This is a genomic window from Aequorivita marisscotiae (genome assembly GCF_029814825.1).
GTDB classification, from domain to species: Bacteria; Bacteroidota; Bacteroidia; order Flavobacteriales; family Flavobacteriaceae; genus Aequorivita; species Aequorivita marisscotiae.
In genome coordinates this window covers 1,696,720-1,714,616 of record NZ_CP122379.1, presented here as the reverse complement: position 1 = coordinate 1,714,616, position 17,897 = coordinate 1,696,720, and the positions used below count along the sequence as shown (strand labels likewise).

Annotated in this window: 19 protein-coding genes; 9 read left to right on the top strand and 10 right to left on the bottom strand. The window is 38.2% G+C overall.

The features are described from left to right. Positions 1 to 76 precede the first annotated feature (76 nt). Complete coding sequence (locus QCQ61_RS07810; RefSeq protein WP_279450198.1) at positions 77 to 895, bottom strand: carboxypeptidase-like regulatory domain-containing protein; 819 nt, start codon at positions 893 to 895, stop codon at positions 77 to 79. An 89-nt stretch (positions 896 to 984) separates the two neighbouring features. On the opposite strand from QCQ61_RS07810, the gene pepE reads away from it, so the two are divergent. Next, positions 985 to 1,746 (top strand): dipeptidase PepE, encoded by a 762-nt coding sequence (pepE, locus tag QCQ61_RS07805; protein WP_279450197.1) that lies wholly within the window; start codon positions 985 to 987, stop codon positions 1,744 to 1,746. A 525-nt stretch (positions 1,747 to 2,271) separates the two neighbouring features. Continuing rightward, positions 2,272 to 4,014, top strand: a complete 1,743-nt coding sequence (locus tag QCQ61_RS07800; RefSeq protein ID WP_279450196.1) for a T9SS type A sorting domain-containing protein — start codon at positions 2,272 to 2,274, stop codon at positions 4,012 to 4,014. A gap of 67 nt (positions 4,015 to 4,081) precedes the next feature. On the opposite strand, the gene QCQ61_RS07795 is transcribed toward QCQ61_RS07800, so the two are convergent. Beyond that, positions 4,082 to 4,519, bottom strand: a complete 438-nt coding sequence (locus tag QCQ61_RS07795) for a GNAT family N-acetyltransferase (RefSeq protein ID WP_279450195.1) — start codon at positions 4,517 to 4,519, stop codon at positions 4,082 to 4,084. A 36-nt stretch (positions 4,520 to 4,555) separates the two neighbouring features. Between QCQ61_RS07795 and QCQ61_RS07790 the strand changes: the two genes are divergently transcribed. The 7 genes from QCQ61_RS07790 (at position 4,556) to QCQ61_RS07760 (ending at position 10,184) form a co-directional block, all read left to right on the top strand. Continuing rightward, on the top strand, positions 4,556 to 5,299 hold the full coding sequence (locus QCQ61_RS07790) for a M15 family metallopeptidase (protein ID WP_279450194.1): 744 nt from the start codon (positions 4,556 to 4,558) through the stop codon (positions 5,297 to 5,299). A gap of 97 nt (positions 5,300 to 5,396) precedes the next feature. Further along, the gene (gene gpmI, locus QCQ61_RS07785; RefSeq protein WP_279450193.1) at positions 5,397 to 6,914 is read left to right on the top strand and encodes a 2,3-bisphosphoglycerate-independent phosphoglycerate mutase; all 1,518 of its coding nucleotides are present in this window, start codon (positions 5,397 to 5,399) and stop codon (positions 6,912 to 6,914) included. Positions 6,915 to 6,959: 45 nt separating this feature from the next. After that, positions 6,960 to 7,391: a DoxX family protein gene (locus tag QCQ61_RS07780; RefSeq protein ID WP_279450192.1), complete on the top strand. Its 432-nt coding sequence runs from the start codon at positions 6,960 to 6,962 to the stop codon at positions 7,389 to 7,391. A 39-nt stretch (positions 7,392 to 7,430) separates the two neighbouring features. Beyond that, the gene (locus tag QCQ61_RS07775; RefSeq protein WP_279450191.1) at positions 7,431 to 8,021 is read left to right on the top strand and encodes a TlpA family protein disulfide reductase; all 591 of its coding nucleotides are present in this window, start codon (positions 7,431 to 7,433) and stop codon (positions 8,019 to 8,021) included. A gap of 50 nt (positions 8,022 to 8,071) precedes the next feature. Then, on the top strand, positions 8,072 to 8,476 hold the full coding sequence (locus QCQ61_RS07770) for a BT0820 family HAD-type phosphatase (protein WP_373693823.1): 405 nt from the start codon (positions 8,072 to 8,074) through the stop codon (positions 8,474 to 8,476). Between the two features lie 4 nt (positions 8,477 to 8,480). Beyond that, positions 8,481 to 9,287, top strand: a complete 807-nt coding sequence (gene map / locus QCQ61_RS07765; protein ID WP_279450189.1) for a type I methionyl aminopeptidase — start codon at positions 8,481 to 8,483, stop codon at positions 9,285 to 9,287. Positions 9,288 to 9,455: 168 nt separating this feature from the next. Beyond that, the gene (locus tag QCQ61_RS07760; protein ID WP_431605806.1) at positions 9,456 to 10,184 is read left to right on the top strand and encodes a class I SAM-dependent methyltransferase; all 729 of its coding nucleotides are present in this window, start codon (positions 9,456 to 9,458) and stop codon (positions 10,182 to 10,184) included. Here QCQ61_RS07760 and QCQ61_RS07755 read toward each other — a convergent pair. The 8 genes from QCQ61_RS07755 to QCQ61_RS07720 all read right to left on the bottom strand — a co-directional run bounded on the left by QCQ61_RS07755 (position 10,173) and on the right by QCQ61_RS07720 (position 17,827). Further along, positions 10,173 to 11,189 carry an FAD:protein FMN transferase gene (locus tag QCQ61_RS07755; RefSeq protein WP_279450187.1) on the bottom strand — a complete coding sequence of 339 codons (1,017 nt, stop codon included), beginning with the start codon at positions 11,187 to 11,189 and terminating at the stop codon, positions 10,173 to 10,175. The genes QCQ61_RS07760 and QCQ61_RS07755 overlap by 12 nt on opposite strands. 54 nt (positions 11,190 to 11,243) lie before the next feature. Further along, a complete protein-coding gene (locus QCQ61_RS07750; RefSeq protein WP_279450244.1) occupies positions 11,244 to 11,606 on the bottom strand; it encodes a DUF8840 domain-containing protein in 363 nt (120 codons plus the stop codon). A gap of 111 nt (positions 11,607 to 11,717) precedes the next feature. Further along, positions 11,718 to 13,028: an NADH:ubiquinone reductase (Na(+)-transporting) subunit F gene (nqrF, locus tag QCQ61_RS07745; protein ID WP_279450186.1), complete on the bottom strand. Its 1,311-nt coding sequence runs from the start codon at positions 13,026 to 13,028 to the stop codon at positions 11,718 to 11,720. 1 nt (position 13,029) lies between these two features. After that, complete coding sequence (nqrE, locus tag QCQ61_RS07740) at positions 13,030 to 13,767, bottom strand: NADH:ubiquinone reductase (Na(+)-transporting) subunit E (RefSeq protein WP_279450185.1); 738 nt, start codon at positions 13,765 to 13,767, stop codon at positions 13,030 to 13,032. Between the two features lie 72 nt (positions 13,768 to 13,839). Further along, a complete protein-coding gene (locus tag QCQ61_RS07735) occupies positions 13,840 to 14,484 on the bottom strand; it encodes an NADH:ubiquinone reductase (Na(+)-transporting) subunit D (protein WP_279450184.1) in 645 nt (214 codons plus the stop codon). Positions 14,485 to 14,487: 3 nt separating this feature from the next. Beyond that, the gene (locus QCQ61_RS07730) at positions 14,488 to 15,237 is read right to left on the bottom strand and encodes a Na(+)-translocating NADH-quinone reductase subunit C (RefSeq protein WP_279450183.1); all 750 of its coding nucleotides are present in this window, start codon (positions 15,235 to 15,237) and stop codon (positions 14,488 to 14,490) included. Between the two features lie 2 nt (positions 15,238 to 15,239). After that, positions 15,240 to 16,439, bottom strand: a complete 1,200-nt coding sequence (locus QCQ61_RS07725) for an NADH:ubiquinone reductase (Na(+)-transporting) subunit B (RefSeq protein WP_279450182.1) — start codon at positions 16,437 to 16,439, stop codon at positions 15,240 to 15,242. A gap of 35 nt (positions 16,440 to 16,474) precedes the next feature. Next, a complete protein-coding gene (locus QCQ61_RS07720) occupies positions 16,475 to 17,827 on the bottom strand; it encodes a Na(+)-translocating NADH-quinone reductase subunit A (RefSeq protein ID WP_279450181.1) in 1,353 nt (450 codons plus the stop codon). Between the last annotated feature and the right edge of the window lie 70 nt (positions 17,828 to 17,897).

Genomic DNA, 17,897 nt, shown 5'->3' with positions numbered 1-17,897 from the left:
AATTTCAAGGAAAGTTTCAAAACAGCATTGGCATCTTTTTTCAGTTTAAAAAAGTCCAGAAAAATTGTAGGCCAATTTATTCACTTCGTTTTTTATATTCTTCACTTTTTGTAAAAAGAAATTCCATTAATTGCATTTCGTTTTCTGGTTTCAACAATTCCTTTTCCAAACCATTCTCTTGAACAAAAAACAGAAAATCAACGGCCTTTTCTTCAGCAATATTAAAATTAGCAGCAATAAAATCTTTACTAAAACGCTGTTGAATATTATTGCTAATTGTATTTTGATCGTCTTGTTGTTCTACGGGCGATATTTTATTTCCTTTTGGAAAAAGCATCTGTGCCACCCCGCCTAATAGCGCTAAAACATTGGCTCCATTGGTAAGCGCATTGCCGTGGAGGGCTTCCTCGGCTGCATTGCCAGCAATGGCTGTTTTATCATCTGGCACAAAGGTATAACCGTATTCCAAATTCCCGTAACTGAGATCCCAATCTTTAGTAACGTTATAGGTTGGTATTTTTTTTACATCTACATTTATATTTCCAGAGAGATCGTACGGCCGTACCACTACTTCCTCTAACTGATTTACGGCAGGATTTAAAAAAATATTCATTTTCCGTCTATCCACAATTTCCTTATCAATTACCACGGTAAACGATTGGTATTGCAGGGCGGTAATTTGCACACGATCGTTCTCTGCTAAATCAATTTCAAAACTTCCATCGAGCTTGGTGATGGTGCCTTTCTGCGCCGAAATATTGTAAACAGAAATACCTTCCGCGTCGTCGCCTTGAGGAACATGAATTTTCCCAAAAACTTTTGTGCGGTCAATATCCTGTGCAAACAACAAAGGAGAAGCAGCAAGAAATAAAAGAAGAAGTAGTTTTTTTGTCATTCACTAAAAGTACATATTTGTTTTGTTAGTGAAAAGGTAAAGTTTACGTTTTCAATGGTTAAATTTACACATCTTAAAAATTGAATATTATGAATCACGCAGATGAAAATAAATTCGAACCGGGCCAACCCACAGAAAACCATGCTACGCGGCAATTAATTATAGCAAGCACAAGCACCGTTTTTGGCGGGGAATACTTAGATTATTTAACCGATGAAATGGCACAACTTTTTAAAGATACTGATGAAATTATATTTATTCCCTTTGCCCGACCCGGCGGAATTAGTCACGATGAATACACCGATAGAGCAGCAAAAATCTTCAAAAAAATAAACAAGAAGTTGGTTGGATTGCATACGTTTAAAAACCCAATTGAGGCTCTAAAAACTGCCAAAGGTGTATTTACAGGGGGCGGCAACACATTTGTTTTGGTGAGTTCTCTTTATCGGTTACAACTAATGCAACCACTACGTGAAGCAATTTTTAATGGCTTGCCATACTTGGGAACAAGTGCCGGCAGCAACATCTGCGGTCTTTCTATGCAAACAACCAACGATATGCCAATAGTCTATCCGCCATCATTTAAAACCTTGGGCGTTATTCCGTTTAACTTAAATCCGCATTATTTAGATCCAAATCCAGATAGCAAACATATGGGCGAGACTCGCGAAACCCGGATTGCCGAATTTCATACACAAAGCACCGTGCCAGTGGTGGGGCTGCGCGAAGGTAGTTGGCTTCGAGTTATAAATAACAAGATTATCCTCAAAGGAAAGTTTAAAGCGCGAATTTTTGAACAGGGAAAGCAACCGTATGAAATAGAACCCGATACGTTGATCAACTTTCTGTAAAAGGTTCAAAAGTGTGAGTGTGATTTAGGTTTTCACCCATATTTATAATTCCTTTACAAAATGATAGCCCTTTGCTACAAAGCCTTGATTGTAGAAAAATTTATGTGAATAACTATTGAACACGACCCAATTAGAGAGTTTTTTCTTTACATAATCTTTCACAAAACCGATTGGCATTCCAGCTAACTAAACACCCATAAATTAATAATTATGGGTTGAAATTTCCTACTTGCATATCTTTAGAATTACTTCAAAAAAAGAAAAACCTCTTCGTTTTTTTAATGAACTAGCAGTATTTTTTTTGAGATTAGTATATTTTTTTATATAGCTTTTATATATTTGTATATCAGATAGTTATAGTTGTTTAGTTGCTTGGTAAACATGTTATTACTTTAAGCACATGGAAGTTTTTCCTACAATTATTACTCAAACTTAGAAAACAATTATTCAATAAAATGATATAGAAGTAAACAAGGCAGAAACCGAAAAGACAAAACAGAGTAGGTAACCTAAAAAACAACCGAAATGAAAACAAAACTACTTTTATTTCTTGTAAGTGCTTTTTGTTCACTACAAATACAAGCACAGACCTTTCAGAAAAGTGTAACTACGAACGACCAAAGACACTTTCACGACCTTAACATCGAACCTGCGAATGACGGAACCGATGATTATTTTGTTTGCGGAAACCTTTTTGATGCATCCATGCAAAACTATACGCCATTTCTACAGCGAGTAGATGCTTCCGGTACTGTTATTTGGCATAAAGATTATACCGTCTCCTTGCCTAAAGCCCGTTTTTTCGACATTGAGCCATACCAAATTTCTGGCCTGCCCTCTGAAGTTGCCATAACGGGATCCATTGATGTAAATGGTGTGAAAAATGTATTTATTGCTAAAGTAAATGCAGCTACAGGCGCAATGGTAAACGCAAAAAGTTACAGTATTCCCAACCCGAGTTTCAATTCAAGAGGGTTGCACATCTCCTATGTCATTAACGATGCCAATGGCGATGGTTTAAATGAAGAAGGTTTCGTTGTGGGTGGTTTTAACAGTGATTCGTATGCCGTATCTACGGGAGCGGCCAATGCGGGTTTTGTTATGCGGGTTTACGGTACCTTGGGCGTATTTTGGGTGCTGCATACCAACAGCACTTCCGGCAGCCAAGATTTTGATGCGGTAAACAATATTACCGAAACCAGTGATGGCTATTTTCTTACGGGAAGTACCAACGATGTGAATACGGGGCAACTCTCCATTCTGGCACAAAAAATCGATTTTCAAGGAAACTTGGTGTGGAATAAAAGCCACGTATTTGGAAACTCCCAAGATGTAAGTGTTGATGCGTATTACGAAGCAAGTACAGATCAAATCTATATGCTTTCCAATTATTCCGCAACCCATCTTTTTGGAGTCGCTGTATTGGATAATGTAACCGGCAACATCAACAGTGCCCAAAGTTGGGTGGCAACTTCAAACGAACTAAACCGCTATGGTTTTACCCTTATGGAGTCGTTTCAAAACAGCAACAACTTGGTCATTACAGGGTATGACAGAACCGAAAACTGGACTGACTCTGCTGGAAATAACCATTTTGGACAAAGCAATATTTTTGTTTACGAATTTGAAAAGGGCTCTGGAAACCCCGTGTCTGCGAACTATCAATATTTAGTTACCCATTCCGAGCCTTCTGGGGACGAATTCAATTTTTGGAACGGACAAATGCCCCTTATCTATTATCCTGATATCAGTTTTGGAGCTATTGGCGACGATGGCCTGGCCTATTATTTCCATGTAGGTTATAAAACCGATCCCAGTATTACGTACACAGAAGCAGATCTGTTCAAAACATTGCCCGACAAAATAAACGATTGTGACAAACTGGACATTGCGATCAATCCAACGCCCACAAATTTTGATTTCGTAAATGCCACGGCGGTAATTACAGATGAAATGGACCAAAATATCCAAGTCAACCCCACAGAATTACCTACTATTTCCAGTGATTGCACCCCTACTCTTTCGGTAGGAAGCAACGATATTGAAAACCTCAATATCTTTCCTAATCCCGCTACCGACTACATAAATATTACCACCAAGGATGCAGTTGTATATAGTATTTATGACAGTATGGGAAGAAGTGTTAAACAGGGAATGTTATCCAACGGTCAATCTATTTACATAGCAGATTTGCAACAGGGAGTATATTTTATATCTATTACTAACAAAGCACAGTTGCAGGGCACTTTTAAATTGGTGAAAGAATAACATCCTTCTTGAGTATGTACATTAAGATTCCGTATCGAAGGACACGGAATCTTTCTTTTCAATAAAATTAATCCAGCTCTTTCACAAAATGATAGCCCTTTGCTACAAAGCCTTGATTGTAGAAAAATTTATGTGAAGGAAAATTATGCACATAACTATTTAGTTCCACCCAATTACATTCTTTAGTCTTTGCGTATTGGCTCACAAAATCGACTAATTTTTTACCAACTCCGCGACCCCGGTACGCATCGTCTATTATAACGTGATCCATTTCCAGGCTTCTTCCAGCATAATGTCGGGTCTGAAACCACAGGCCGCAGGCACCGATCAATAGTTCGGAATCATAAATACCGAGACATTCGTAATTTTGCTCGGTCATTTCCTGCAAGCGCTCCTTTAATAGGTTTTCAGCAACGGCGAAATTTCCTAATTTTTGCATCAATGGAATAATACTAAAAATTTCCTGGGGATCAATAAAACTGATTGAAATGGCGTTATCTTTCAAAATATTGGTACTTTTAAAACTTCACTAAATTATAAAATGAAGCGAAACGAATTTATTAAAATTTCGGGTATTGCGGGGCTAAGTTTAGCCATTTTTCCACAATTTTCATTTAAGAGCTTTTCTGAAAAATTTACGCGGAACCAATTAATTGGAAAAGGAAACCCAGATATTGTTGGAGATAGTTATACTTCTAAAATGCATAAATCTGCAAAGGAAGCATTCCATAAAATGAAGATTGCCGCCGAAAAAGAAAATATAAATATTGAAGTGGTTTCTGCCTACCGAAGTTTTCAGCGGCAGAAAGAAATATTTGAAGGAAAGTACAAACGATTTACCAATCAGGGCCTTTTACCCGAAAAAGCACTCGAAAGAATAATTGAATATTCCACTATTCCCGGTACTTCGCGCCATCATTGGGGAACAGATATTGACATTATTGATGCCAATGCTCCTCGACCCGCAAATGTACTGATGCCTGAAAATTTTCACGGCAATGGGCCGTTTTGTAAACTTAAAATGTGGCTAAACGAAAATGCCGAAAAATTTAATTTTTACGAAGTTTATACAGATAATGGCAACCGAAAAGGATTTAAATATGAGCCGTGGCACTTTAGTTATGCGCCAATTTCCGTCCCGATGCTAGAAGAATACAAAGAAAGAATTAATGTTATAGAAATGCTTTCGGAAGAAAAGATTTTAGGAAACGAGCATTTTTCCGAAGAGTTTGTTTCAAAATACGTGAAAGAAAATATTTTCGATATTAACCCGAAATTGCTTTAAATGATTCAACCCTTCGACTGCACTCAGGGTGACAGTTTAAAAAAGTTTAAATTTTCGAATTCATAAACTTTTAAACTCATAAACTTATCTTTGTACTATGAATAAAAAAGTCCTTTTAATGATCCTCGATGGCTGGGGAATTACGCAAGACCCTGCCGTTTCTGCCATCGCGCAGGCCAACACGCCTTTTATCGATTCGCTATATAAAAAATATCCGCACGCGCAACTGCTAACTCACGGAATGAACGTTGGTTTGCCCGACGGCCAAATGGGTAATAGTGAGGTAGGCCATATGAATCTTGGCGCTGGAAGAATAGTTTATCAAGATCTTGCCAAAATTAATATGGCGGTTGAAAGTGGAACGCTTAAAAGTGAACCGGAGTTGGAAAAAGCATTCAATCACGCTATTTATCACAATAAAAAAGTTCACTTTATAGGTCTCGTTTCCAACGGTGGGGTACATTCGCATATAAACCATTTAAAAGGATTGCTTTCTGCGGCACAGCAATTTGGGATAAATGATATGTATGTACACGCCTTTACCGATGGCCGCGATGTAGATCCACATTCTGGTAAGGGTTTTATGGAAAGCCTGCAGAATCATTTGGAAAAAACAGGCGGCAAACTGGCATCAGTTATTGGCCGCTATTACGCCATGGATCGCGATAAACGTTGGGAGCGCGTAAAAAAAGCCTATGATTTATTGCGCTTTGGAAAGGGGAAACCTTCAAAAGATGCTTTGCAAAGTATTGAAGAGAGTTATGCCGAAGGAATTACCGATGAATTTATGGAGCCTATCGTTATGACAAATTCGGAAGGAAAACCCGTTGCTACAATTGAAAAAGACGACGTTGTAATTTTCTTCAATTTTAGAACTGATCGCGGCAGGCAACTCACCGAAGTTTTAACACAAAAGAATTATGAAACATTTGGAATGAAAACCCTTCCCCTTTATTTCGTAACCCTTACCAATTACGACGATTCCTTCGGAAACATTCACGTAGTTTACAAAAAGGAAAACCTTCACCATACTTTGGGCGAAGTTTTGGAAAGCAATAAAAAGAAGCAAATTCGCATTGCCGAAACCGAGAAATATCCACATGTAACCTTCTTTTTTTCGGGGGGAAGAGAGCTTCCTTTTGAAGGAGAAAAACGAATTCTTTGCCCCTCGCCTACCGTAGCCACGTACGATCTAAAGCCCGAAATGAGCGCCTACGAATTACGCGATATGATTTTGCCCGAGATTGAAAAAGAAACAGCCGAATTTATTTGTTTAAATTTTGCAAATCCTGATATGGTAGGCCATACCGGTGTTTTTGAGGCAGCAGTAAAAGCTTGTGAAACTGTGGATAACTGCGCTCGGGCAATCGTAGAGCAAGCCTTGGAAAGCCATTATGTAACAATTATAATTGCAGATCACGGCAATAGCGAAACCATGCGAAATCCCGACGGCTCGCCTAATACGGCACATACCACCAATCCGGTACCAATCATAATTGTAGATGATGAAATTAAAGCTATTAAAGACGGTGTTTTGGGAGATATTGCCCCAACCATCCTGAAAATTATGGGCATTGAAAAACCCGAAATTATGAGGCAGGAAACTTTGGTGTAATTTATAGGTAAGAAATTATAACGCGGTACGACTTAAACTTATGTAATGGTCAAAAAAATTATCAAACTCTTTCTTAGACTTGCAATTGCTGCGGGATTTCTTTCTGCAGTAGCAGACCGATTCGGATGGTGGCCAGCAGATGTATCGGCTTGGGGAAATTGGAATAGTTTTTTAGAATACACCGAAATAATAAATCCGTGGATTCCTATTTCATTAATTCCTACGGTAGCTATTGTGGCTACTGTGGCCGAAGTTGTTTTTGCATTGTGTCTATTACTTGGGTTTAAAACTGAATTTTTTGCAAAACTAAGTGGGATTCTCTTAATGCTATTTGCCCTATCTATGACGTTTTCCACAGGAGTAAAAGGCGTTTTTGATTATTCGGTTTTTAGTGCTGCCGCAGCTGCCTTTGCTCTAAGTTTATTAAAGGAAAAATATTTAGAAATAGACACGCTACTTCATAAAAAAACAGATTAGAAAATCCAACCAATATCATTTAAACTTTAAAATAGAGCTATGAAAAAAATACTTTTCATTTTTTCGGTAATCACACTAGTTGCCTGCAATTCTTCGAAAGAAAAAAAGAAAACAGACGAAAATATTTCAAAAGAAATAATTTCAGAAAACAACAAAGAAAAAATAAACGATACCGTTCCATACGAAGATTCGGTAATGCTTTTGGGAAAAGCCAATCGCAACGGATTTAAAATGGAAGCTTTTAACAATTGGTTCAATAGTGGCTACGAAAGTTATAGCGCAGATTCTGAAGTAATGCAACAGTTAAAGCCACTTTTAAAAGATGTAACTATCACTGTTTTTATGGGAACTTGGTGCGAAGACAGCCAGCGCGAAACCCCGCATTTATACAAAATCTTGGACACTGCAGGTTTTCAGGAATCTGACCTTACATTAATTACTGTTTCTGAAGAAAAAACAACACCACAAGGTTTTGAAGAAGGACAAGATATTAATTATGTTCCCACAATTATTTTCAATAAAAACGGCACGGAATTGGGCCGAATAGTAGAATACCCAATCACAAGTCTGGAAAAAGATATGTTGGCTATTTTAAGCGGACAAGAATACAAACATGCTTACGCAGAATAAACTTTAGCAATGGTATAATTCTTTGTAAATTTGCGGCTTGAAAAACGATGATGATTAGAGAAACTTTCACCATAGCCGTAGATTTTGACGGCACTATTGTAGAAGACGCTTATCCAAATATTGGCCGCCCAATAATATTTGCTTTTGAAACCTTAAAAAAGTTACAGAGCCAGGGGCACCGACTAATTTTATGGACATACCGCAAAGGCCGTACTTTAGACGAAGCTGTGGCATTCTGCAAAGAAAATGGAATTGTTTTTTACGCCGTAAACAACAGTTTTCCCGAAGAAGAATTTGACACTACCCACAGCCGAAAAATACACGCTGACGTATTTATTGACGACCGCAATATCGGGGGATTAAAAAGTTGGGGCGAAATATACCAACAACTTGTTGGCGAACTACCTGCAAAAGCACAAACACGAAAAAAAGGATTTTTCTCCTTTTTAAAATAGCATTATGATAATACCCAAAACAAGAGAAGAAATAGAATTGATGCGCGAGAGCGCTTTAGTGGTATCGCGTACGCTAGGCATGCTCGCAAATGAAGTAAAGCCGGGCGTTACTACAAATCAATTAAACAAAATGGCCGAAGATTATATTAGAAGCCAAGACGCTATCCCTGGATTTTTGGGATTGTACGACTGTCCTTCTACGCTGCTAACCAGTGTAAATGAAGCCGTAGTCCACGGATTACCTACAGATATTCCGTTAAAGGAAGGCGATATCGTAGCTATTGACTGTGGCGCTATTAAAAATGGATTTTATGGCGATCACGCTTACACTTTTGAAATAGGCGAAGTAGATCCGGAAATTAAAAAACTACTGAAAATAACTAAAGAAGCACTTTATATTGGTATCCGCGAATTTAAAGCTGGCAACCGTGTAGGCGATGTAGGATTTGCAATTCAGCAATACTGCGAAACACAAGGATACGGCGTTGTTCGCGAATTAGTGGGGCATGGTTTGGGTAGAAAAATGCACGAAGACCCCGAAATGCCAAACTACGGACGTCGTGGTCGTGGGAAAAAATTTATTGAAGGAATGACTATTGCTTTAGAACCTATGATAAATATGGGCACTCACAAAGTAAAGCAATTAAGTGACGGCTGGACCATTGTTACGCAAGATGGGAAACCAAGCGCACACTTTGAACACAACATTGCCTTAGTTAACGGCAAACCTGAATTGCTTTCTACGTTCGATTATGTTTACGAAGCGTTGGGTATTGTGAGTGATGAGGAGAAGGAATTTAGAAATAGCTGAAGAAGTTATTACGCAGAGTTTCGCTGAGAAACTCGGAGAATCACAGAGAAATAGATAACGATTTAACAGAAACTATAATTGCTTTATAATTCAGCGTAAACCCTGTTTTCTCTGCAAAACAACCTATAATCATTGTTCAAAAAAATACTAAATATCATCCCGCGCCCTTTGCTTATTCGATTAAGTATTATAGGTCAACCAATTTTAGCTTTTTTTCTAAAAGGAAATAAATATACAGACCCAATAGATGGGAAATCGTACCGTAAGTTTCTTCCGTATGGGTACGAAGTTGTTCGTAAAAATGTACTTTCGCCCGGGACGCTTTCTTTGGAAAGACACAGATTATTTTGGCTCTATTTAAAAAATGAAACAGGTTTTTTTACCGAAAATACTAAAGTACTTCACTTTGCGCCCGAGCAGGCATTTTATAGAAAATTCAGAAAAATGAAAAATCTGGATTACACCACGACTGATCTAAATTCGCCCATTGCCGATGTAAAGGCCGATATCTGTAATTTACCATTTAACGATAACCAATTCGATTTTATAATCTGCAATCATGTGTTGGAACACATTCCCGACGATACAAAAGCGATGCAAGAAATTTTTCGTGTTTTAGCCCCCGGTGGCACAGCAATTTTGCAAGTTCCATACAAAGCCAAATTAAAAGAAACTTTTGAAGACAATACTATTACCGACCCAAAAGAGCGCGCAAAAATTTTTGGTCAGTATGATCACGTTCGCGTTTATGGAATGGATTATTTCACCAAATTGGAAAGTATCGGTTTTAAAGTTGAAGCTGTTGACTACACCAAAAGTTTTTCTTCGGAAGAAGTTGAAAAATACCGATTGCCTGTGGGCGAACTGATTCCCGTTTGTAAAAAGCTAGTTCACTAAATGTCTTTTAAAACCACGGGTCATAAATACTTGATGGCGGTTCAGCGAATCCGTATAGGTTAAATATGCTTCAATATTGGGTAGCTTTTTTAGTAATTCCTCCGATTTATTTAATCCCAAAGCCATAAACGAAGTAGCGTATGCATCGGCAAGAGCACAAGTTGGCGCGAGCACCGTGGCGCTAGTAACGTCGCTCATTTCAGCAGAGCCGGTTAAGGGATTTAAAGTATGCACGTATTTTTTACCAGTAACAGAATCAATTCTGAATTTTCGATAATTGCCAGACGAAGCCATTCCTATGTTTTTTAAAGCCACAATTGCTTCAATACTCCGATCTTCCAATTCAGAATCTACGGTTTCAATGCCAGCCGCCCATTTTTTATTTTTAGCTAGGTTTTCACCTTTCGTCAAAATTTCACCCCCCAATTCAATTAAGTAATCGGTTACGCCTTTAGACTCTAAATAACGTCCCAACAAATCAATTCCGAAGCCTTTTGCCACCGCATTAAAGTCGAAGTATATTTCTTGATGTTCTTTAGAAACAGTGCCATCAGCATTGATTTTTACTTTATGGAATCCCACGTATTTCATCAAAGAATCCAAGGTCGTGGTATCAATATTTTTCAATGGTTTTACGTCGCCAAAACCATAGGCATTTCGCAAAACCCCAACTGTAGGGTCAAAATAACCATTGGTTTTTTTATTTACTTCCTTCGAAATTTTAAACACTTCCAAAAATATGGAATCTACCACGACAGTAGTATCGCCAGCGTTCACTTTTGAAATGTCGCTTTGCGGGATATAAGTACTTACCGAATGATTTACACGCGCTATAACCGAATCTAAGCCTTTCTGTAAAACTTCGTTTTGATAGGTATAAAGTTGAATATTATAGGTGGTACCAAATGCTTCGCCCTGTAAGAATATTGGTTCGGGATTACTATTTCCACAGGCAAAAAGTAGAAACAGTACCGAAAGAAAAAGAAATTTAAGCGTGTGACGCATAAGACTTTATTTAATTATTGAAAATTCTACAAAGAAATTTGAAGGTTTAAAAAACTACGGAATTTCCTGCAACCCTTTATATACAACGGTGTAATCTTCGTTTTTAATAACGGGTTTGCCATAATCGGTACCGTGCCCCAAACCTACGCCGGCGTAATATGTCTTGGCTTCAAATTTACTTGCGTGCTCTTTTATTGTTTGCATAAAAAGCGGATCATACGCATGCGCATCCTGTGGATAAGTTATGGCACGCACTATAATAAAATGCAAAATTTTATCTTTTAGTGCTACGAATTGCGGATCGCGTTTTAATTTTGAATTTACGCCTAAAAATTCGTATCCATCAGCTTCCAACCGTTTGCCCACGATATTCATCGCGAGGTTATGCAACTCTTGTTTGGTTAGTTTCTCTCCCATGATAGATTTCAAAATTACGAATATTTGAATGCATTTTTAATCTTCTTCGGCATAAAAAAACCGTTTCATTAAATTGAAACGGTTCTTTTGAAATTTTAGAAAAAATAATGATTATCCACCGAAGTCATCAAAACGAATATTTTCGTCAGGGATTCCAAAATCTTCACCCATTTTTTGAACAGCTTGGTTCATTAATGGTGGGCCACAGAAGTAAAGCTCAATATCTTCGGGAGCTTCGTGGTGGTTTAGGTAATTGTCAATAACCACTTGGTGAATAAAGCCAACGAACCCGTCGCCTGCTTCGTCATTAATATCTTTTTTTACTTTCCAGTTATCTTCTTCGGCTGGTTCACTTAAGGCCAAATAGAATTTAAAGTTTGGAAATTCAGCCTCCAATTCTTTAAAATGATCTAAGTAGAAAAGTTCTCTTTTTGAACGTCCTCCATACCAATAAGTAACTTTTCTTCCAGTTTTAAGGGTTTTGAATAGGTGATAAAGGTGCGATCGCATAGGTGCCATTCCGGCCCCACCACCAACGTATAGCATTTCTGCTTCGGATGGATTGATAAAGAACTCGCCGTAAGGACCTGAAATTACCACCTTATCTCCTTCTTTACAGTTAAAGATATAAGAAGACGCAATACCCGGATTTACACTCATCCAACCGCCTTTTGCTCGATCGAACGGTGGGGTGGCAATACGTACGTTAAGCATAATTTCGCGACCTTCTGCTGGGTAAGAAGCCATAGAGTATGCTCTTTCAACCGTTTCGGTGTTTTTCATTACCAATGGCCAAAGTTTAAACTTATCCCATTCGTCTTGAAATTTGTCTGGTGTTTCGTGCTCTTCAGGATGCGCGGTAATGTCCATATCTTCGAACTTAATTTCGCAAGGCGGTATTTCAATCTGAATATAACCTCCAGCCTTATAGTTCATATCTTCTGGAATTTCAACAACAAATTCTTTAATGAATGATGCAACGTTATAATTTCTTACAACGGTGGCGTCCCATTTTTTAATTCCGAATACTTCTTCAGGAATGGTGATGTTCATATCCTGTTTAACCTTTACTTGGCAGGCCAGTCGAATACCTTCCTGTAATTCCCTACGGGTGAAATGTGGCGTTTCTGTAGGTAGTGCTTCTCCGCCTCCTTCAACTACGTGGCATTCACACTGAATACAGGTACCCCCACCTCCACAGGCCGATGGCAGGAATATTTTTTCACTTCCCAAGGTTGACAATAGTGTTCCACCACTTTCAACTTCGATTACTTTTTCATCATTAATAGTAATTTTTACGGGACCAGATGGCGAAAGCTTCTGTTTGGTAAAAAGTAATAATGACACTAATAACAAGGTTAACACCAAAAAGGCGATTACCGTTACTATTATAACTCCTAGAGTACTTACTGCTAAAAACATACTATTGCTTCGTTATAGTTGAAACTTTTATCGTTTCCTCGGTTTCTATATTTTCTTGTTGAATCTGTTCTGATTCCATGCCCACATTTTCTGGGTTTCCTTCTAATGATGTGGTATCATCGCCACCTGTTAACATTCCACCAAAACTCATAAACCCAATAGCCATTAAACCTGTAATGATGAAAGTAATTCCTAAGCCACGTAAGGGAGCTGGCACATTTGAGTAGCGGATTTTTTCACGAATCGCGGCAATTGCCAAGATTGCTAAAAACCAACCTATTCCTGAGCTTATACCATAATTTAAAGCCAATCCTAAAGTTGGAATTTCTCTTGACTGCATAAATAATGAACCCCCTAAAATTGCACAGTTTACTGCAATTAAGGGAAGAAAAATACCCAAAGAGTTATATAATGAAGGTGAAAATTTTTCAACAACAATTTCTACCAACTGCACCATTGTAGCAATGGTAGCAATGAATAGAATAAATGAAAGGAAGCTTAGATCGTACGAAGCGTATTCTTCTCCTAGCCACGATAAAGCACCGTCTCTGAGTATATATTGGTCTAACAACCAGTTAATAGGCACGGTTACAGCCAATACAAAAATTACTGCCGCTCCTAACCCTACGGCCGTTGCTACTTTTTTAGATACTGCTAGATAAGAGCACATTCCAAGGAATGTTGCAAATACCATATTATCTATAAAGATTGATTTAAAAAATAACTCTATATGTTCCATTTTTTTGAGTATTCAGTTTGCAGTTACAGTTGGCAGTAAACATTTTACTGCTTCCAGCTATTGCCAAGTTTGTTATTCTTCTATTAAGTCTTTATTTTTTGAGCGTTGAACCCATATAATAATACCGATAACGATTAGGGCCATTGGCGACAAAAGCATAAAACCATTATTTTCATACCCTATGGCGTACAAACCTGTTTTTGTAATAGGATCTCCGAGCACTTTAAAACCTAAAAGTGTTCCTGAGCCCAGTAATTCTCTAAAGAAGCCTACAATTACAAGTATAACTCCATAACCGGCGGCGTTTCCAATACCGTCTAAAAACGATCGCCACGGGCCGTTACCTAGGGCAAAAGCTTCAAAACGCCCCATAATAATACAGTTTGTAATAATTAATCCGATGAAGACCGATAGTTCTTTACTTAGTTCATAAGCAAAGGCTTTTAACACTTGATCTACTATAATTACCAAAGCAGCGACTACCACTAACTGAACTATAATTCGAATTTTTGACGGTATAATATTTCGCATTAGGGATATTACTACGTTACCTACTCCCAAAACAAATATAACCGAAATGGCCATTACGATAGATGCTTTTAACTGTGCTGTAATAGCTAGTGCAGAACAGATTCCCAAAACCTGAATGGTAATTGGGTTATTGTCTGCCAATGGGTCTAATATTAACCTACTGTCTTTTTTTGATAGCAATGCCATAATTTATTGATTTATAGATTTTAGGTAAGGCAAGTACATTCTTACGTCCTTTTTAATCATTGCTGTAACCCCATCACCTGTGATGGTTGCTCCAGCAATTGCGTCAACCTTATTGTCTGCTTTATTTTCATTAATGGGATCATTGTTGCCTTTTGCAACTGTAATACCTTTAAAGGTGTCTCCATCCATTATGTTTTCACCTTCAAAATCGTCCATAAAATATCGTTGTTTTATTTCTGCCCCTAAACCAGGAGTTTCTCCGGCATGATCAAAAAACACTCCTTGCACAACCAATGATTTGTCTACAGCCACAAAGCCCCAAATGGCATCCCATAAACCTTTACCTCTCATTGGAATAATATAAAGGGTTTGGCCATCCTTTTCCCCTACAAAAAGTGGCAACCTGCGCTCGTAGTTAGGATCTTTTGCTTTGGTCTCTTCTTTTTTAATATCTATTAAATAGGCCTCCGGATCTTCAGTTACATCATCGCCCTGAATAACCAATTGCTTTTTAATTTTTGTTGCGAATACTTCTTCCACTTTATCGGTAGAGATAAAGTTAATATCGCCATCGCCTTCGTTTTCATTTACACCCATAGCGTAAAGAATGTTTTGCATTTTTTCAAAACGCTCATTGAGGGTTATCTTGCTCTTAAGTCCTTGTGCAACGCCTGCCAAAAGGGAGCCAACTACAAGCACCATAACAATGGCAAAGATAATTGTGTATGAATTTTTATCTGTATTCTTCGACATGATTACGCTGTTTTAGCTTTTAAACGTTTCAATCTCTTCTTAATATTTCCTTGTAACACATAGTGATCTATGGTTGGAGCAAATACATTCATCAATAATATTGCGAGCATCACTCCTTCTGGATAAGCTGGATTGAAAACCCGAATCAAGACTGAAATGAAACCGATAAAAAATCCATAAATCCATTTTCCTTTATTGGTCTGCGAAGCAGTTACAGGATCTGTAGCCATATATACAATACCAAACGCCAATCCGCCAATCACTAAATGATGCCAGAAAGTTTCGCTCATTAAGCCATAAAAACTACTGCCTTGCTGAATCCAACCTTGATCTACCACTCCGTTAAATATTAGCCCCATAACTACAGCGCCAATGACTGCAGAAAGCATAATGCGCCAGCTTCCCACCTTGGTGAAAATTAAAAACGCAGCACCCAATAAAATAAGGAACGTTGATGTTTCTCCTACAGAACCTGGAATAAAGCCCCAGAAACTATCCCATACGCTGTAAATTGGTTCGTGGTTTTGCGCCAGGCTTCCCAAAATGGTTTCGCCCGAGATTGCATCTGGTTTACCTGCCATTTCCTTTGCACCGTGCACCCATACTTTATCGCCACTCATCCAAGTAGGATAGGCGAAAAACAAGAAAGCACGGATCGTTAGTGCGGGGTTTAGAATATTCATTCCAGTTCCCCCAAAAACCTCTTTTCCTATAACTACACCAAAGATAACGGCAACGGTAAGCATCCATAGTGGAATATCTATAGGAACAATAAGCGGCACGAGCATTCCCGTTACTAAGTAACCTTCTTCTACTTCGTGGCCTTTTATTACCGCAAAAATAAATTCTACTCCAAGCCCTACCACATACGATACAATTACTAATGGCAAAACCGTCCAAGCGCCAAGGATAAAGTTATCCCAAGTAAAAAAATTGCCTAACGGATCTAACCTTAAAGTAGCGTCAATAGCAGCGTAATGCTGGTAACCTGCATTAAAAATCCCAAAGATCAAACATGGAACCAACGCCATAATGACGGTATTCATGGTACGCTTTAAATCGTCTGCCGCGCGTACGTGAGAACCAGAATGTGTAGTTTCATTCGGTGTGTACAAAAAGGTATGCAATGCATTAAATGCAGGAGCCATTTTTGTGCCCTTGTATTTTTCCTTTAGCTTATGTAAATTCTGTTTCAATCCCATATACTACTTATTTTTCATTTTTTCAAAATGAATAATTACCCAATTTCTTTATACATTAAATCAAGACCGTTCCTGATAATTTGCTGATGTGGTTGCTTACTTACGCAGATAAATTCGGTAAGCGCAAAATCTTCGGGAGCCACTTCGTACATTCCCAGAGCTTCCATTTCATCTAAATCCTGAATCATACAGGATTTCAACATTTGCAATGGATACATATCTAGCGGAAAAACTTCTTCATAACTACCCGTTACCACAAAATTACGATGCTCGCCATTGGTATTTGTGTCTAGATCGTATGTTTTATTGGGCATTAACCATGAAAAGGTAAGCGCTCTTGAAGTAGATATTTTATCGAAAACCGGTTTGTTCCAACCAAAAAGCTCATAATCGTCACCTTCGGGAATTACGGTTACCGTGTTGCTATAGTATCCTAAAAACCCTTTCGGAGAAATTTTTTGGCCGGTAAGCACATCGCCGCTAATAACACGAACATTTTCGTTATTTAATCCAGAATCGTATAAAAATGTTGATACTTCTGAACCAATTCGAGTTCTGTAATATTTAGGCGTTTTAACCTCAGAGCCTGAAAGTGCAATAATACGTTCGGCATTAAATTTACCGGTAAGTAACAATTCGCCAATAATAACAAGGTCTTGTGGTGCAACTGTCCAAATCACTTCACCTTTATTTACTGGGCCTATTTTGTTTATTTGTGTTCCTACATTTCCAGCAGGATGTGGACCGGACACATTGTGCAATACAATGTCTTTCATTCCTTTAAAAGGTGAGCTTCCGGTTTTATCAACACCTACATGCACTTTCCCCTTTGTGAGTTTGCTCAGTGCGGTAAGCGCTGCCTGTAGTTCGTTTTCCTTTCCGTTGAGTGAAAAATCTAAGTCGTTTGCCAAGGGGGCAGTACTAAATCCGGAGATAAATATATCTCTTGGCTCCTGCTCTGTATTGGCAATTACCGCATACGGCCGCTGCATAATAAACGGCCAGCAACCTGCTTCTAACAAGCGAGATTTAATAGCCTCTGCACTTGAAGAATTTGGACTTAAAACACCAAAATCCTTAAAAGAATCCTGTGCATCTGCTTCAATGGAAATTTCGGTGATAACACGTTTTGCGCCGCGTGAAATTTTAGTCAACGTACCACTAACGGGCGATACAAACTTTACAATTTCATTGCTTTTAGCGTAAAAAATAGTTTCACCAGCCTGAACTTTTCCACCTTCTTTAACCACCATTTTTGGAGTAACGAGATGAAAATCGGAAGGTCTTATTGCGAAAGTTCTTGATCGCGGAGCGTTCGATAAGGTTTTATCGGCTGCGCCCTGTAATTTAATGGTAAGACCTTTTTTAATCTTAATGTCTTTGGACATAAATATGGATATTAATAATGTCTTTTTAACACTCGTAATTCTCTCAAATTATATCGTCGGAGATTACGGG

Excerpts from the sequence above, each read along its gene's own strand:
- nqrE (WP_279450185.1), bottom strand. The coding sequence starts at position 13,767 with ATGGAACATATAGAGTTATTTTTTAAATCAATCTTTATAGATAATATG.
- QCQ61_RS07750 (WP_279450244.1), bottom strand. The coding sequence starts at position 11,606 with ATGGGAGAGAAACTAACCAAACAAGAGTTGCATAACCTCGCGATGAAT.
- QCQ61_RS07725 (WP_279450182.1), bottom strand. The coding sequence starts at position 16,439 with ATGGGATTGAAACAGAATTTACATAAGCTAAAGGAAAAATACAAGGGC.
- QCQ61_RS07770 (WP_373693823.1), top strand. The coding sequence starts at position 8,072 with ATGATTAGAGAAACTTTCACCATAGCCGTAGATTTTGACGGCACTATT.
- QCQ61_RS07720 (WP_279450181.1), bottom strand. The coding sequence starts at position 17,827 with ATGTCCAAAGACATTAAGATTAAAAAAGGTCTTACCATTAAATTACAG.
- QCQ61_RS07810 (WP_279450198.1), bottom strand. The coding sequence starts at position 895 with ATGACAAAAAAACTACTTCTTCTTTTATTTCTTGCTGCTTCTCCTTTG.
- QCQ61_RS07735 (WP_279450184.1), bottom strand. The coding sequence starts at position 14,484 with ATGGCATTGCTATCAAAAAAAGACAGTAGGTTAATATTAGACCCATTG.
- gpmI (WP_279450193.1), top strand. The coding sequence starts at position 5,397 with ATGAATAAAAAAGTCCTTTTAATGATCCTCGATGGCTGGGGAATTACG.
- pepE (WP_279450197.1), top strand. The coding sequence starts at position 985 with ATGAATCACGCAGATGAAAATAAATTCGAACCGGGCCAACCCACAGAA.
- QCQ61_RS07790 (WP_279450194.1), top strand. The coding sequence starts at position 4,556 with ATGAAGCGAAACGAATTTATTAAAATTTCGGGTATTGCGGGGCTAAGT.
- QCQ61_RS07780 (WP_279450192.1), top strand. The coding sequence starts at position 6,960 with ATGGTCAAAAAAATTATCAAACTCTTTCTTAGACTTGCAATTGCTGCG.
- QCQ61_RS07755 (WP_279450187.1), bottom strand. The coding sequence starts at position 11,189 with ATGCGTCACACGCTTAAATTTCTTTTTCTTTCGGTACTGTTTCTACTT.
- QCQ61_RS07800 (WP_279450196.1), top strand. The coding sequence starts at position 2,272 with ATGAAAACAAAACTACTTTTATTTCTTGTAAGTGCTTTTTGTTCACTA.
- QCQ61_RS07775 (WP_279450191.1), top strand. The coding sequence starts at position 7,431 with ATGAAAAAAATACTTTTCATTTTTTCGGTAATCACACTAGTTGCCTGC.
- nqrF (WP_279450186.1), bottom strand. The coding sequence starts at position 13,028 with ATGTTTTTAGCAGTAAGTACTCTAGGAGTTATAATAGTAACGGTAATC.
- QCQ61_RS07730 (WP_279450183.1), bottom strand. The coding sequence starts at position 15,237 with ATGTCGAAGAATACAGATAAAAATTCATACACAATTATCTTTGCCATT.
- map (WP_279450189.1), top strand. The coding sequence starts at position 8,481 with ATGATAATACCCAAAACAAGAGAAGAAATAGAATTGATGCGCGAGAGC.